13 protein-coding genes and 1 pseudogene are annotated in these 15,008 nt (G+C 59.2%); 6 read left to right on the forward strand and 8 right to left on the reverse strand.

From position 1 onward, the window contains the following. Window positions 1-170: 170 nt before the first annotated feature. Window positions 171-1,028, forward strand: coding sequence for a GNAT family N-acetyltransferase (locus tag ACVDG8_RS24095; protein WP_447257428.1), 858 nt, complete (start codon window positions 171-173; stop codon window positions 1,026-1,028). 1,016 nt (window positions 1,029-2,044) lie between these two features. Here ACVDG8_RS24095 and ACVDG8_RS24100 read toward each other — a convergent pair. The 6 genes from ACVDG8_RS24100 to ACVDG8_RS24125 all read right to left on the reverse strand — a co-directional run bounded on the left by ACVDG8_RS24100 (window position 2,045) and on the right by ACVDG8_RS24125 (window position 9,453). Beyond that, a complete protein-coding gene (locus ACVDG8_RS24100) occupies window positions 2,045-4,063 on the reverse strand; it encodes a GAP1-N1 domain-containing protein (protein ID WP_447256948.1) in 2,019 nt (672 codons plus the stop codon). 11 nt (window positions 4,064-4,074) lie between these two features. Then, window positions 4,075-4,989, reverse strand: coding sequence for a TRAFAC clade GTPase domain-containing protein (locus ACVDG8_RS24105; protein ID WP_447256949.1), 915 nt, complete (start codon window positions 4,987-4,989; stop codon window positions 4,075-4,077). Beyond that, the gene (locus ACVDG8_RS24110) at window positions 4,982-5,998 is read right to left on the reverse strand and encodes a TRAFAC clade GTPase domain-containing protein (RefSeq protein WP_447256950.1); all 1,017 of its coding nucleotides are present in this window, start codon (window positions 5,996-5,998) and stop codon (window positions 4,982-4,984) included. The genes ACVDG8_RS24105 and ACVDG8_RS24110 overlap by 8 nt, the downstream gene beginning before the upstream one ends. A gap of 4 nt (window positions 5,999-6,002) precedes the next feature. Next, on the reverse strand, window positions 6,003-7,064 hold the full coding sequence (locus tag ACVDG8_RS24115; RefSeq protein WP_447256951.1) for a GTPase-associated system all-helical protein GASH: 1,062 nt from the start codon (window positions 7,062-7,064) through the stop codon (window positions 6,003-6,005). Between the two features lie 21 nt (window positions 7,065-7,085). Further along, window positions 7,086-8,252, reverse strand: coding sequence for an alpha/beta fold hydrolase (locus ACVDG8_RS24120; RefSeq protein ID WP_447256952.1), 1,167 nt, complete (start codon window positions 8,250-8,252; stop codon window positions 7,086-7,088). Between the two features lie 229 nt (window positions 8,253-8,481). Next, complete coding sequence (locus ACVDG8_RS24125; RefSeq protein ID WP_447256953.1) at window positions 8,482-9,453, reverse strand: hypothetical protein; 972 nt, start codon at window positions 9,451-9,453, stop codon at window positions 8,482-8,484. A gap of 190 nt (window positions 9,454-9,643) precedes the next feature. Here ACVDG8_RS24125 and ACVDG8_RS24130 point away from each other — a divergent pair, with 190 nt between their 5' ends. The 4 genes from ACVDG8_RS24130 (at window position 9,644) to ACVDG8_RS24145 (ending at window position 12,071) form a co-directional block, all read left to right on the forward strand. Continuing rightward, on the forward strand, window positions 9,644-10,306 hold the full coding sequence (locus tag ACVDG8_RS24130; protein WP_447256954.1) for a hypothetical protein: 663 nt from the start codon (window positions 9,644-9,646) through the stop codon (window positions 10,304-10,306). Between the two features lie 52 nt (window positions 10,307-10,358). After that, a complete protein-coding gene (locus ACVDG8_RS24135) occupies window positions 10,359-10,892 on the forward strand; it encodes a hypothetical protein (protein ID WP_447256955.1) in 534 nt (177 codons plus the stop codon). A 78-nt stretch (window positions 10,893-10,970) separates the two neighbouring features. Next, the gene (locus tag ACVDG8_RS24140; protein WP_447256956.1) at window positions 10,971-11,633 is read left to right on the forward strand and encodes a DUF6946 family protein; all 663 of its coding nucleotides are present in this window, start codon (window positions 10,971-10,973) and stop codon (window positions 11,631-11,633) included. A 315-nt stretch (window positions 11,634-11,948) separates the two neighbouring features. Further along, on the forward strand, window positions 11,949-12,071 hold the full coding sequence (locus tag ACVDG8_RS24145) for a hypothetical protein (RefSeq protein ID WP_447256957.1): 123 nt from the start codon (window positions 11,949-11,951) through the stop codon (window positions 12,069-12,071). Window positions 12,072-12,268: 197 nt separating this feature from the next. Here the strand turns inward: ACVDG8_RS24145 and ACVDG8_RS24150 are convergent, their stop codons facing one another. Together ACVDG8_RS24150 and ACVDG8_RS24155 are read right to left on the reverse strand one after the other, a co-directional pair. Next, a complete protein-coding gene (locus ACVDG8_RS24150) occupies window positions 12,269-12,607 on the reverse strand; it encodes a hypothetical protein (RefSeq protein WP_447256958.1) in 339 nt (112 codons plus the stop codon). A 52-nt stretch (window positions 12,608-12,659) separates the two neighbouring features. Beyond that, window positions 12,660-13,310, reverse strand: coding sequence for a DUF2726 domain-containing protein (locus ACVDG8_RS24155; RefSeq protein ID WP_447256959.1), 651 nt, complete (start codon window positions 13,308-13,310; stop codon window positions 12,660-12,662). A 381-nt stretch (window positions 13,311-13,691) separates the two neighbouring features. Here ACVDG8_RS24155 and ACVDG8_RS24160 point away from each other — a divergent pair. Then, a pseudogene (locus tag ACVDG8_RS24160) lies at window positions 13,692-14,717 on the forward strand (IS110 family RNA-guided transposase). The last annotated feature ends 291 nt before the right edge of the window (window positions 14,718-15,008 follow it).

A 15,008-nucleotide genomic window follows, 5' to 3' on the forward strand; every position in this document is an offset into this window, starting at 1 on the left:
CGGAAGTGTTTCAGTCGAATCTTGCGCTGGCGACCGGCAATCGAGCAAATTGTATCGGCGTGGTTGTTTAGCGTTGGCAGGGCTGGGGTCATTGCGCGTCACCTGTTAGGCAATCTTTCAGAGGCAGGGAATTGAAGCCGTCCGAAAGCTTGAAAATAGATGCCTTCTCGATGCGTATAGCCGACATCGAGGGCATCGGGCTCGACCGCCTGCATGCGCACTCGCTGTCCGTGGGATGGCCGCACCGGGCTGAAGACTGGCAGTTCCTGCGGGAATTGGGGCACGGGTTCGTCGCGCTCGATGAGATCGGTCGCGTTCTGGGTTCCGCAATGTGGTTCCAGTACGGCCCCGATTTCGCAACCATCGGCATGGTCATCACCTCGCCCCGGCTTCAGACGCTGGGGGCGGCGCAGTGGCTGATGAAGCGGGTCTTCGATAAGGTTCCCGGGCGCGACCTGCGCCTCAATGCGACCCGAGCCGCACGGCGGCTCTATCTCTCGCTGGACTTCCAGCCGGAAAAGACCGTCTACCAGTGCCAGGGCATCGCCCACGTGCCGACGACGGCCAGCCCGGCAGAGGCGTGCGGCGATATCCGGGTTTTGGGCGAAAGCGATATTCTGGCAGCGGTCGAGATCGACGCGGCGGGCTTCGGCGTGAGGCGCGCGGTGCTTATTGAAAAGCTCTTCGTGCATTCGAGCGGCTATGGGCTATTTGACGGAAAGAAGCTGACCGCTTTCGCGCTCTGCCGACCGTTCGGGCGCGGTCATGTCGTGGGGCCGATCGTTGCCCAAAGCGACGCTGATGCCATAGCGGTCGTCCGGCCCCACGTCATCGATCGTTCCGGATCCTTCCTTCGGGTCGACACTCATATGGACAACGGGGAGTTCGCCGCCTTCCTGTCGCACGCCGGATTGCCGGTCTTCGACACGGTGCTGACTATGTCACGGGGCAAACGCCTCGCCGATTTTGCTGCCGGCGGTTCGGCCATGCCGAAAACCTTTGGCTTGGCAAGCCAAACGCTCGGGTAGACTGGGCGTTGTAGTTGAGCGGCAAAAAGAGACGGCCACCTTGCAACCATCTTAAGTTTTCATGCGCATTTTCGACCTGACGCGACCCTCACCTCTTGTGGTCCGACCGTCCGGACAGCTTGTCATGTCAGAACCCGACAGTCCGATTTCGGCCCCACAGCCGTCACGACACCGTTCCACAATCAGAGGCCGACTGGAGTTTCTGCATTGCGACCTCCGCTCGAATGCGCGTGCACAACAACGGGAGTCTCGATCCGCAATGGTGCAAACGTGGTCGAAGTTCCATTCTGGGGAGACGGGCCGGTAGGGGGCGACCGCAATACAGCTCTGCAACCGAGTTCGTCTGTTGACCGGACTTCGCAAGTGGGCCCGACAGGCTCAAAATCCTGTCCCCGCAACCAATTCTATCATAAATCGATAACCGTCCCGGTCTAACCGGGACGGTTTTTGCGTTTGAGGGCTATTCGACGTTCAGGATGGCTGAGGTACCGGCCCGATCACCTCGGCCTCGGCGTGATCGCGGCTCGACACGCTGGCTGAGTCTGTCGCGAGCAACAGGTTCGGGCGGGATACGTCGATTGCCTAAGCCGCGTCGCTAGCATGTGTGCCTGTCTGCGGATCGTCAAGTTGGCCCAAGGCTGCCGGTCGGCAATGCGCCTCATTTCGGTCGTGCGCGGCCGCGCGATCGAACCCGAAGTGTGCCCCTCGGTCATTGCGCGTTTGCCAGGGTGATGGGTTAAGAAACTTACGGGCCGGTTTGCTGCGCCAAACCGGCATGAGCGGCCCTTAGTCAGATTCGGTGGTTTCAAGATGAAGCTTCAGGATATTTCTGGAGCGATCTTCTGATTCATATGCAGTCGTTCACTGAGTGACTGATTTAATAGGCCTGCGGTCACCTGAGAGCACCACGAACTTGATATCGCCGCCGCGCTGGAAGGCTCGTGCAGAATCATGAAGCGGGGGTAGGTGCTTGCACTGCGAGGAGCTGTCTTAGCAACCGGATCCGCAGCTCCCCGCTACTTCACTTTGCGATCAATCAGCTTCGCGCGCTCGACCCACCAGCCTTCGTGACCACCCCGGAGTGCGCCGCGCACTTTGTCGAGATACCGGCGCCCCCGCGTGCTTTCGGCGGCGAGATCGACCAGCCCTTTCCAGAGATTGCCGTCGTCCACGACTGTTCCAAACTCGATCGGGGGCAGATCCCGGTCAATGAAATCGTCAACGACGGCGTGACGGAGCTTCTCGCACTGGTCCCAATCACGCCAGACCGATCCATATGGCAATCGCTGCTTGGCGATGCGCCAAGCCTCGCCGGAGAGGCGCTCGGAGGCCATGGCCTCGTGGAGGCGTTGCACGGAGAGGAGGAAGAGCCTGCCCGTCGACCCTGATCGCAATCCTCTGGCGCGGTTGAATAGGAAGGCGGCGAGCAGGTCCTCTGCCGACACGTCGTCAGTGGTCTTCGTGCGCTCGACGGCGGCCACCCAAGGGTCAGTCCCTACGCTGTTCGGCACGGCGTCGGGGTCGAGGATTTCGGCGAGGACGAACAGCAGCGGCCTATGCGACAGCCCTCCGTCCGCCATTCTTTCCGCCAGATCGTTCGTCCGCCGTGCTATGGTGCGGACCCAGCCCATTCTCGAGCGGATCCCAACGATGTCTAACTTAGATAGGGCGACCACCACCGGACTGATGCCGAAGCAGTCGACCACCATCCGCGAGCAGTCGTCTCGGGCGGCCTCCGCAAGCGCGCTGACGATCCGGGTCGCATGATCCTGATCGATATCCAGCGAGCGGATCAGCCCCAAGGCGTCGATGTTGGTGATCCGCCAAAACGACGCGTGCTCGAGGAGGTCCGGGCGCGACGGGAGCACTGCCGAGGCTGCGCCGGGCACGACCTCGAGTACGCCCACCAGCTCGTCGAGGTCGGCTCCCGGAAGCGCCGCTTCCACCGCCTTCTGCAAGGGACCCTCCTCGGCCAAACCGTCGGCGAGCAGTTCAGGCCTCCAACGCAGGATAGCCTGACCGATGATGGCCGGCTCGATTCCGAGCAGGTCGCGGTCGGCTCGGACCTGCTGCAACGCGAAGTCCAAGAGCCGGCTATCGTCGATCCCCGATCGTGAAAGCACGACGCGCGCGGCTGCAGCTCGTCCCATCCGGCCCTGTCCCGAACCCAACCTCTCAAGTTCGGAAACGGCGTCCGCCAACCTCGATGGACCGGCGTTCGGCTCCAACGCCCCGTGCAGGTGGATCAGCGGGACCATCGCCGCTCGGCCGTTAGTAACATCGGATCCCACGTCCCGCAGGAATTGCCGCAGGTGCGATCGCGCTGGCAGCTCTAGGTCGTCGAGGAGAGCACCGAGCCAGTCACCCTGTTCGACCGCGGTCGCGACGATAACGTCAGGCCTCCTCGATCGAGTTGATCGGCCCGCATCCATCAGCTGGAGGTCGAAGGTGTCCGCCGACGTCGAGCGATCGTCCGCCGAGAAAGAGCAGAAGCGGAAGGCGCGCCGCAATCGGGGCCACTGCTGCATCCAGATCGCCAACACGAGCGCGTCGTCGCCGGGGCCCTCGCGTTCAGCGATGATCCTGCCCTTGGGTTTCCCGTAGAGCGCGCTGGCCCATTGGCCGGCTCGCCTGAGCTCGTGAGGGGGCACAACCGTCGGCGCCCTCTTCATCGCGACCTCCAGCTGGGCGGAATAGTCGGAGCCGCCTCCCCCAGATGGACGCTGGAAGCATTCGAGGAGGTCAAGTGCCGAGCCCAGACGCGCAAGGTCCGCGAAGTCGATCAGGAGAGAATGGGTCCACACGCAGCCCGGTCGACTCATCTCAAGAGCGGCCCACGTCCGGGCGAGGACGTACTTCCCCGATTCCGCAAGCGGGTAGCCGGTGAGGTAGCCCTCGGACGGGATTCGGCTGCCGCTACCGGACGCGTCGCTCAGCATCAGCATCGTCCGCGCGTCGGACTGCTGCAGCTTGAACGATCCGTAGATAAGCCGGTGGCCATCGCTGTAACCGTGGAGCGTCTGGTCAACCCTCATGCGGTCCATGCTCAATGCACAAGCCATTGCAGCGGCTCGGTTAGGTCGGTCGACTCCCGCTCGCCGAAAACGAGGCGGATACGGTTGGCCGGGACGTCCACCTCGCGTAGACGGTCCGCGTCGCGACCCTTTTTCGTCTTCTTCTTCTTCGGAGCCCCTCCTTCGACCGGTTCGGCGTTGTCGTCATTTCCGTCGTACTCTCCGCCCTGCGCACTGACGCCGTAAACCCGGCTCGTCCAGCCGTCGCGCCCGGCTTCGATGTACTGTGCGAGCAGGGGCATCTTCGCGGTCAGAAATGCGTCTGGCGTGAGCCTCTCGCCCTCAACCTTGTCCCAGGCGCTGATCATAACGACGATCCTGCGGCCGGCCTGCCCGACGGGCGCGTGCGAGACGAGCTGGAGAAGATCCACCAACTGCACCTGGGTCGGGGCGAGGCTCGGATGCCACTCCTTCGCTAGAGCCTCGGCCTTCTGCCTGCCCGTCGCCTTGCGCTGCGCGGCCCGCTCAGTGACCCAAGCGGGCGCCTTCACCTTGTTGCCGTTGACAAGGAGCATGATATTCCCGGCAGAGAGACTGTCGCCGAGCACGCGCCCGAGCTCACGGTTCTCCCACATCGCGCGGAAGTCTTCGCCTGGTGCGTCGGGCATGGCGACCTCGACCACGTTCCCGTCGCGGTCCTTCAGGTTCATCCTCACCGCGCTTAGACCGGTGAGCCTGGTCCGCGCTTGTTCGGTCGCCTTCCGCCAGACCGTGACGATCTTTCGCAGGTAGCTGTGGTCGTTCTCCCCGATCGAGTCGAAGGTAAGCGCCTTCGCGATCCGATGTTCGTTCACCAGTTCCCACAGTGCCGCGAGGAAGGTCGTCTTGCCGGATTCGGGCAGGCCGATGACCGAGATCGAGACATGTTGCTTGTCGCCTTCAACCAATTTCCGTCTCCTCGATGGCGAGTCCATCAAACACTCGACCGTTTCGGTGGCGGATTCGAATTGCCTTCGGCTGCGCGATCGGCTTCATCCAGAAGCCCAGCAACTCGTCCAAGCCCGCGCCGCGCATGACGTTCGTGTCCGCGGGCGAGGCACAGGTGACCAAGGAGCCGAACTCGCCGAAGTGGTCGGCGAACGAATCCCGGACGCCGTCGGCAATGGCCCTGAAGTCCTGCTCGACGCGCTCCCTGCGGGGTGATGCCTGTACGGCGTCATCCTTAGTCAGCACAATGGCGAGGTTTGGCTTCCTTAGGAACGCGCCGTTCTCGACCATGCCCCGGACGATGAGTGGTATGGTGCCCATAACGTCCGCACGATCGATGGGTGATGCCAGCCGCCGCCCGTCCACTAGTATGGTGATTACATCCGCCCGCCGCAGTTCGAACATGCCGGCCGCGTTCGCTGCGAGATCGGCAACTTCCTCGTACTCCTCTCCCGAACGGTCGGCGATCAGTAGGGACTGGAGCGCACCGTTCCGCCGCACGTCGATATGGTAGAACCGGACCTCGCCCCGCTTGGTGCGCTCCGAGTGCGGCTCGTTGCGTTCCGACGCGACCCTCGCATGGTGGCATATGATCTCCAGACCGTGCAGCGTCGAGGATCCGGCGAAGGTGCTATCGGAAACCGCCCCCAACTGGAAGAGGTCGAATAAGCCCGCGATGACGCTCGTCTTGCCGGAATCGTAACCCCCGATCACGCCGATCATGCGCGACGGCAGCATGGCGAGTATCTTGTCGGTGCCTCCTCTATCTAGCGGAAGAGCGTCGGGCAGATGGACGCCGTCGAACGCCTCGGTGGCATGCTGACCGTCGTCGTCCTGCTCTTCGTCGATCTCCTCTGTTTCCCTGCCGTAAAAGGGGCATTTTGCAAGATCATCGTGGCCTTCGATGCACTTGCCACCTTGGGCGATGCGGCATTCGCGGTTCGCGCAGATTATTTCGGTGTCGGCCATGGGATCAACGTAGCCAGAGGATTTCGCGGTAGAAAAGCTCCGCTAGTGCCATGGGTGACATCGCCGCGCCAAGGTCGATCCCGGTGATGGCCGCCCAGCCTGCGTGCCAACCTTCGCCGGCCCCGGTCTCCTCCCGCTTCATGAGCGCGAAGTGGATGGGAGAGGTTGCAGGGGACGGCTTGAGGTTCTTCAGGGCCGCTGCAGTCCAGTCATCCGTGACCGCGTTCACCGCATCTACAATCCTCAGCTGCCCGGTGCAATTGAGGCCGGCACGTGCCAACAGTGCCGGCACCGGGTTTGGACCGGGATAGATCGTGGTCCGCGAGGCCAGATCCCGTGCGAACACGAGCGGCTTCTGGTCGGCCGGGATATCGGCGAACGGCTGGTCGGGCAGCAGGGCCCTCTGCCCGAATACCCAGGAAAGCATATCCAGCTCCTCGTCCGCCTTCTTGCTAGCGTCGACCAGGAGCTGTGTCGACGCATTGAACTTGGCGACGACGTCGGCGAGGGCTTGGTCCACCGCTTCGGCGAGTTGATCTAATACGCCCTTGAACGTCGCTGGAGTGTTGACCTGCGCTGCAGAGAAGTCCAACTCATACTCCAATTCCGGAGCTTTGATCTCGAGCTTGCCGAGGTCGGGCCGCTTGCGCCGACTGGCGGCGAGCTTCGACAGAGCGTTTTCGGCCGCTGTCACGAGGTCGATTGGCAGCGCAACCGTGCGCGCGCCGTTGCAGGCCGTCGTGATTACCGCCATCGCCGCCTTCGAATTCGTGGCGAAGTATTGCATCAGCGCTGCAGCCGCGAGGATCTGGTCCTGCCGCGCGCCTTGCTCGATGGAGGGATCGGCATCCGAAAACGCTTTGTGGAACGCTGCCAGTTCGGTCGCCAGATTCTCCTGCTGGTGACCACCGGCCGGTGGCTTGGTGTTGAAGACAAGGCGGGCGAGCATCTCGAGCCGCGTGGACGTGTAGCTGCCGACGAATTCCTCTACCCCGGTCCAGCGCCGAGAACTCTGCGCACCGTCGGTTGAGATTTCGGCATAGAGTTTCGGAAAGTCCGTATGCATCTTAATCCCGCTCCCTTTTCGTCATTCTCGCTCCTCGACCAGCTTCTCAAGCCGATCGAGTAGGTTTCGCTCGGAGGCGCGTATCAGTGCTAGACCGTAGCGCTGCAGCTCCGGCAGGTCGACTTCCCCGTCACTAATCAGGCCAAGTTCGAGCGCGATCTCACGCCGGTCGCTTGCGTCCAAATCCCAGAAGCGGTCGATGAGATGACTAGTTCTGGGATCGCCCATGATTACCTCTAGGCTTGCGTGGGGGACGGGGGTTATCGCGTCATCAACGAGAGAAAGCGACGTGTGGGAAGGCCAGACAACCGGGTTTACGCCTTGGACTTTTGCAGCAGTCACGTCGCTCACGGAGATAGGGTACGAGTCCCCGCCTGGTTCTACCGGGTTGCTGCGGCTTTGCTCGACAGACTCGCTGGACGTTGCCGCACTTATTTTGGCCCGACCCCATTCTGCGACGAAGCGTTTAAGCTGACGATGCTGGATCGCATGTTCATTCTCGATCTTCGCAATTGAGAAGTGGTCTGACTCGGGTACCTTATAGGGCTCGCCAAAATAGCGGGCCCCAGAGAATGGTTCGACAACCTGTTTGCGCCAAAGCCAACGTAACACGATGAAGCGATCCTCGATCAATTCCTTTCCTACGATAGAAAGGCGGCCCTGCTCCTTTAGGTTTAGGAAATCGCGGTCCAGGTCAGCCAGCCAATCGTTGGATCGGGTGAAACGCAGAGCGTCGCCTTGTGAGTGTCCAAAGAACTTTGCAAGCGGCTTAAGCCAGTCAGCGTAGTCTGCTCCAAGCGACGGAGATGCCAGAAGGAAGATCGCGACCTGTACATGGCGCTCGATCAGCTCGGTGGCTCGCGATACCAGGTACCTGCGGGCGATGATCCCGCCCATGCTGTGGCACACAAATACAATTCTCGTCGAGCCGGTTATCCCATCGAGGGCCAGATGTTCCTTTAACGCATCAACAGCGTCGGCAAGGCGGTAACTACCTGAGAAAAAGCCAGTTCTGTAAGTGAAGACGTAGACACCTAGATCCGACATCTCCGGATCCTTAGCGACAATGTCTGGCCAATAGGCTCCGGATGCGTGCCGCCAGCAACTCTCGCCGCTCGACAGGATGCCGTGAATGAATACGACGACGGGTGAAGTCGGCGATCCACGCTTAACCCAATCGCCCTTCATTGCGCCCCCTTAGCCGTCTTGGTTCAGCGTAGTAAATGCACCACCGAAGTGCACGCAAGAACTACTTCGCGCGCGCGTCGATCCTGTACGGCTGCGATGGCCACATGAACGGTTCTCGTGCATCGGATATTCGCTCTGAAAAGGGCTCCGCCGTGCCAAAATTTGACCGTCCCGGGCTCAACGCGGCGTCGGCTTCAGCCCCATCGCTACGGTGCGGTATTGTGAGCACTTATTGCTGGCTCGCCGCGATCCTGTGCTGGATGATGCGCTCTAGGAGATCAACGAACTTCTCGTTCTCTTGAGCGGACTTCCAAAAATTCACGAAGCGGCAAACGAGTTGCATGTTGCCGATCTCGTAATGACCGTCGCTGTCGATGCGATCCGCCGAGGCGAGCAGATCATGCTCCAGCTCGTCTTGTCCATCGATATGCATCGCTAGCCCAGTGATGTTGCACCTGCCCTGCTGTTCTTCCATGAGCTTTGCGAGATGGGCTCTCATTTCGTCGTCCGAGCAAAGCAGCTTCTTATTTTTGAGCGCCTTCTGGATGATCTGGCCGTTCGAGTTCTTTACGGTTTCTTTGATTGCTTGCAACATCCGTTCGATGGCAAACTGAGCCTGAGGCATGTGCTTGCCTACCGTTTTTCCATTTCCTAGCCGTTCTTTCCATTCCTTTCTATCGTGCCAGGGACCGAGCGGTTCCCCACCCACCAGTGCCAGCAGATAAGACCGCATATCTTCATCTGCTACCCTGAAGACGGCCTGCTGGGTTACGAGATAGTCCTGACCCTTGGGGTGTATCGATTTCCAAGATAGGGCGACCGTTTTTGCATCCCGTTTTAACCAGTTATCGACTGGCTTCGCGATCATGACTTTATCTTCGAACGGCTCAAGTATCGGTTGATCAGATGTCGTTGTGGCCCAGTAAAGGTCCTTGCCATCCCTGTGGAGCCAGATGTCGTCCTCGCTCTTGGATATCAAGGTGGCCCTCCGGAACCAGCGGGTGGCCTTGGCTTTTACGGCACTACCAGATTTCTTAGGTTCCGCAGCTCGCATAAGGTCCAAGTACTGGTCGTAGTCATCCGCATACCAAGCGTCGAAGTAAGGCTTGTCAAAACCTATGGCCACCAGCTTTTCAGCCAAACACCGATCCCATAGCTCGTTGTCGTCTCCAGTCATTGAAATGTAAATCTGACCAACCATCTTGAACCTCCGCCTTCTGGCGCAGCGGCATAGCAGGACCGAGGGAGGAAAGAAATATTGATACTTAGAACCATGGGAGCAGCCGTTGCTGCCATCGAAATGATGCAGCGCCTCGCGGAGTTTCGGAAATCTGACGACTTGACCCAGTCGGGCAAACCAGCGTTTTAATAAATTGGTGGGGGACATTTATATGACGAGCCGATTGCCAATCTCCGACAGAACCTGGAGCCAACTCGTTGCGCTTAATCAGGACGCCGCGCAGGAAGGTTGGGCATCGTCCGGAGTGTTCGCTACCGGCATCGGCCCCGAATACAATCCCAAAAGCAAATTGGCATTGCTTTACGTCGGCAAGAGTGCTGGTCCGTTGGGCACACTTGTGGGTTCAGCCAGTGATCAGATTGCCAGTGCGGCCGCGTCCACCAAGTGGATGATCGAAAAAAGAAACAAGTCAGCCTTCTGGCAAATGGTCGATCTTCTTGACCCGTCGCGCCGTCGCATCGCTTGGACAAACATCTGCAAAATGGACGAGGTAGGTGGTAAGAGGCCACCCCCAGCGCACCGATGGCAGGGCATATCAGTACCGCACCAAATGGCATTGACGGAGGAGATCAAATACCTGTCCCCTCGCGTCATCCTCTTCGCTACCTCAGGGTACTGCGAGGACACAATCTCTGACGTGCTAGAGGAGCTCGGCTACAGGAGCCAGCCACTGAATTTTAGAGATGGCTACACTCGACTGAAAGCCACGTCCGATGGGGCATTCGCCATTGAAACACGTCATCCTCAGGGCTGGCTAAGCCCCGAGCGAAACCGTGTGGTCGAATTGGCAAGGAAGCTCCTTCATCAATTCTGATCAAAGTTCCGTCTGAGTGGTCCCGGCGTATGCGCAGCCTTTGAGGAAAGCCATGATACTGCAGACGGTCGAACGGATTAGCGAGCTAGGTAATCTAGGCGAACAGCTTGCTGCAGAGTGCCTCGCCCGTTTCGGATTCGCCGAGGTCGTGAATTTGAACAGCATTCGACGGCACTATCCCTTTGCCGATCTGATAGGCGTACGCGATAACGCCCGCTTTCTGATTGGGGTGAAGACGCGGAATGAGATGCGTCAGGGGCAGCTCGAAATAAACGGGGCCTACAACCTCGTTTTGGTCAGCAACACGAAGAACCGGACGTTGAAGTCGCAAGGCAAGACGGTTGAACAAATCACTCGTATGGCGTTGGACGAAGTTCGCCAACTTGCGCGAGCGGAAGGTGCGATCCCTGCTTGGGTCACTGTGCCAATTGACGTCACAACTGCAACATTTTCGGCCTATTTCGGCCTTGTGGATGACCTTGGCAACCGACGCTCCGTGCCGATGACGTACGACGCGCGAAGGCGCTATCTAGTGCTGGCCGAAAAGCAACACGACGAGAGGATAAAGCGCCATTTGCTCAATTGAGCAATAGAGCGCTGCCTCGTGTCGGGAGCGTTCGATGGTCCATGGGATAGCCAGGCGATTGTTAGGAGACTTAAAGAAATGTCCCGCGTCTATATCCCAAGTTCTGGCCCTGACAGTTGGCGTGCCTTCCTTGCCGACCCGATCAAGCACTGGCGAACAGGCTACTCAGCTCGCACGGTAGCGCATTGCTGGGAAAGCTCCGGCGGGTTGCCGAAAGAAGTAGCGGCTTTGTTCGACGCCCCGGTTGAGCTTCTAGTTGCTATTCCAGAGCACAAAGTTCCGCTCCCCGGTGGTGGGCGAGACAGCCAAAACGACGTTTTTGCACTTATTCGAACTCACGACCGAACCTCAGCATCAATGATCGAGGGCAAAGTCAGTGAAGCGTTCGGACCAACCGTTGGCGAATGGTTTCGCGAGCCGTCGGACGGCAAACGCATCCGTATGAAACATCTCTGCGATGTCTTGGGGCTTGCAAAAGCTCCCGGTGATGCAATCCGCTACCAATTGCTTCACAGGACAGCCTCTGCTTTGATCGAGGCACGCCGGTTCAAAACGGACGAGGCCGCGATGATCGTCCATTCTTTTTCAGCTTCGCGAGAATGGTTTGACGATTTCGAGCGATTTGCGAATTTGATCGGGCTAAAGGTCGCCCACGACCAGCCCGCGCTGATCACGCTAAATACCGGCCAGCCTTTACGCCTCGGCTGGGCGACTGGCGATCCAACGTTTCTCTCCTACTAGCGCACTCCAGTCTCCGTCGGCGTCGGGAATGTTCTGGCACATTAGGAACGCTCGCGCGGGGGCAGCGTCGATAATGTTGGTGATCCAGCGGGGGTCGCTCGCTGACAGCCCGGCCAATCGCTTGGTCACCTCGACCAACTGACCCCGATTGATCGCGCCCGCCGCAAGCTCCGTCGTGAATAGGCTCAGTTGCATCAATTTTGAGTGCTTCGGCGAGCCGCTCGATCACGGAAACCGCGCCCCGTCTATTATAAGTGGAAACCGTCAAATGAACCGAAGTTGTTGTAGTGAACTATAAGGGTTCTGGAAGTTGATGTGGCTATCAATGACGCTGCGCGTCTGAAGCCACAATTCGATGCTCCTCGGCCTGATATGGCCCTCAATTTGACCGGCTTTATGGGCCGCGCCGAGAAACTCAACTATTTCAGACCCTTTTGATACGAAATGCCCGCGCTGCTCCCACGAACCCGGATGATTCGACGCATACTTTTGCGATTGCAAGCAGTTTATGAAGTAGTCCTTTCCGCGTTTGAACCCATTCTTTTGAAGCGTCCGTTCAATGCGGGGCCAAATGAAATCAATCGCGCTATGATCAAAGAAGTCATATGCATCAAAACCCCGCTGTTCGATACATTCTATGAAGCCGGAAAATCCAGAACGAAATCTTTTCCATCATCCGTAATTCTTATTACTCGTCCTAAAGGCTCTGAAATTTCCATCGCGAATGAAGTACGATAGACACCAACCGTTTTGTCCATCCTGTCGAAGGCGTTCTGGACAATCTGATGGAACGTGGGCGCTCCGCTCCGATTATCCTTTGGCTTCATGTCTTCGTCGCTCATTTTGCGATATTTCGGAGCTATCTTTTTGATCTCAGTGGAGGTCAGTTGCCCCTTCTTCGCATGGAAAAGCGCTCTAAGGACCAACACCTTAGCTTCTTCTTCGGCAAGTCTCGGTATGTATCCTCGTTCCACGAAGGTCCCTCTTCAGTTGGAGGCAATCCTGGTCCCCGAACAGCGCGAGTTGCTATAGCCCTGCGGCTGGCCGATCCACAAGCTTCTCGACCAGTCGCCTGAGTTCGGAAGGTGTGGTATGACCGCCGACAATTTCGTGATAGCTGATGCCAGCCCGTCGCAGGGCTTCCTTTTTTACTGCATCACGTGCTGCTGCTGTGCCTTGATGATGTGCATAGCCTTGGTATTCGAGTGCATGTCGAGGCAGACAGTTCTCGTCTACAAGAAGAAGGTCCACCCGTTTCGAGTTGATGCAGCTGTAGGCGTCGGCGTTGGCGCTACGCAGAATTTCGCCCAGAGATACTTGGGCCATCACCTGCCATCCCGGATTGCAGCCGATTACCATGCGATCAAGTTCCTTGAAGACGCGCACTTCGCTTTTGTTCAGGAGTGGTTGAATAGTGAAGTTCGCACCCATGACAATCCGCAACTGGTCAGCAGGATCAGCTAGTTTCGGTGCTGCGGCGACAGGCTGCGGGGTGGTCCACAGGCCGCTAAGGATGTCGCCTCCACTGCGCTCTCTCGCCCAGCGCAACCGGTTTCTTTCTCTCCAGGCCTGCCTCCGCTTCCGCGATAGCAAGCGTTCTAAGGCCACACCAGCTAGGACACCAGCTAGAAGAACGGCTGCGAGTTGTAGGGGCTCAACAATTCCGGTTGCATGCAAAGAAACTACCCCCCGCGATGCAGTGGTCCTTAGCAATTTAGCCTTTGCTCATATCAGCAAAGCGTCAAGCGGTCTGCAATGACGATTTTGGGGACCACGCGCGGGCGTTCTATGTCGGCGACCCGGCGGCAAGCCAGGCGGATGCAGGCCGGCGTGCCCCATAACAAGGCCCGCAGGCCCTTCGGAGCGCATTGATGAGCAGAAGACCGACGGTTGAAACGCATCGCGCCGGCACGCTGACGGGCGCCACCTGACACAAGAGATCCGCTCCGGCGGATGAGGACCGATGCAGACCAGGAACGACGGAACGCACGTCATCTTATGGGATGGCCCGCCCCGGTTCCGGCCAAACTGCTAGTCCCTGTCAGAAGGAGGAAGGAAATGAACATCGTCGTACTCGGAATCGATCTGGGAAAAGACGCTCCGCAGCTTGGTCGGCCTTGACCGTGAAGGAGCGGTTGTGCTGCGTCGTCGGATACGCCGCGCGTCCCTTGCTGCATTCGTCGAAAAGCAATCGCACCGCATCATTGGCACGGAGGCGTGCTGCGGTGCTCATCACCTCGCGCGTCAGTTCGTCATGGGCGGACATGAGGTTCGGCTGATGCCGCCCGGGTATGTGAAGCCGTACGCGAAATCACACAAGAACGATGATCGCGATGCGGAGGCAATCGCTGAAGCAACGACACGGCCGACAATGCGCTTCGTACCGATCAAGTCGGAGGAGCAGCTCGACGTGCAGACTTTGCACCGTGCCCGCGAACGGCCGGCTGGCACCCGGACGGCGTTGTTCAATCAACTGCGGGGTGTATTGTTCGACCACGGTATCGTCATCGCGAAGGGCGCCCAAAGCTGAACCTGTGGCTGTGCGAGAACCTCTCCGACAACCCGATCCTAACCGCCAGGATGCGGCAACTGGCTCATGGCAGGCTTGACGAATTGCACGCGCTCGATCATCGGATCAAGCAGCTCGATCAAGAGTTCGAAGCGCTCGCGAAGAGCGATCAACGGGCTCGTCTGTTGCGCAGTGTTCCGGGCATTGGAGGCCTCAATGCAACAGCGCTGGCAGCGGCGGCCGGCGATGTGTCGGCGTTTGCGAAGGGGCGTGACTTCGCTGCTTGGCTTGGGCTTGTTCCACGTCAGATCACGACCGACGGCAAGCCGCGGCTGACGGGGATTAGCTAGCGCGGGAGCACCTACATGCGCATGCTGTTGATCCATGGCGCGCGAGCGGCACTGCCATATCTGGCGCGAATGGACACCCAGCTCGGCGCCTGGCCGCAGGCACTGCTCAAGCGCGCCAAGCGCAACGTGGTGGTCGTTGCGCTTGCCAATAAACTGGCCCGGATCGCCTGGGCGGTGATGTCGAACCAGCGCCCCTATGGAGCCGCGATGGCCTCCAAGGCGTAACGAATTTGGTCGAGCGGTGCGTCCCGGCATCTGCTCGGCCGCATGAAGTCTGCGGGAAGATGTACATAGAGATGGCACAACGGTTGATCGGCGTTCGGCAAACCTGTCGGCAGGCAGCGGCCCTTTCGAGGTCGTGTATCTTGTTAGGAGCCTGGCGCGCGGATCTTCATCTTGGCAGGGCGCGCAGAGCGTCTAGGCCGGATACATTGGTGCAGAGCGGTTGTTCCATCCAATACATTCTGCTTGCAGACGGGGCGGGCCATACATTGCCTGCGGCCGCGCCGATCGCGA

The sequence above is a fragment of the Mesorhizobium sp. ORM8.1 genome, from assembly GCF_053005525.2.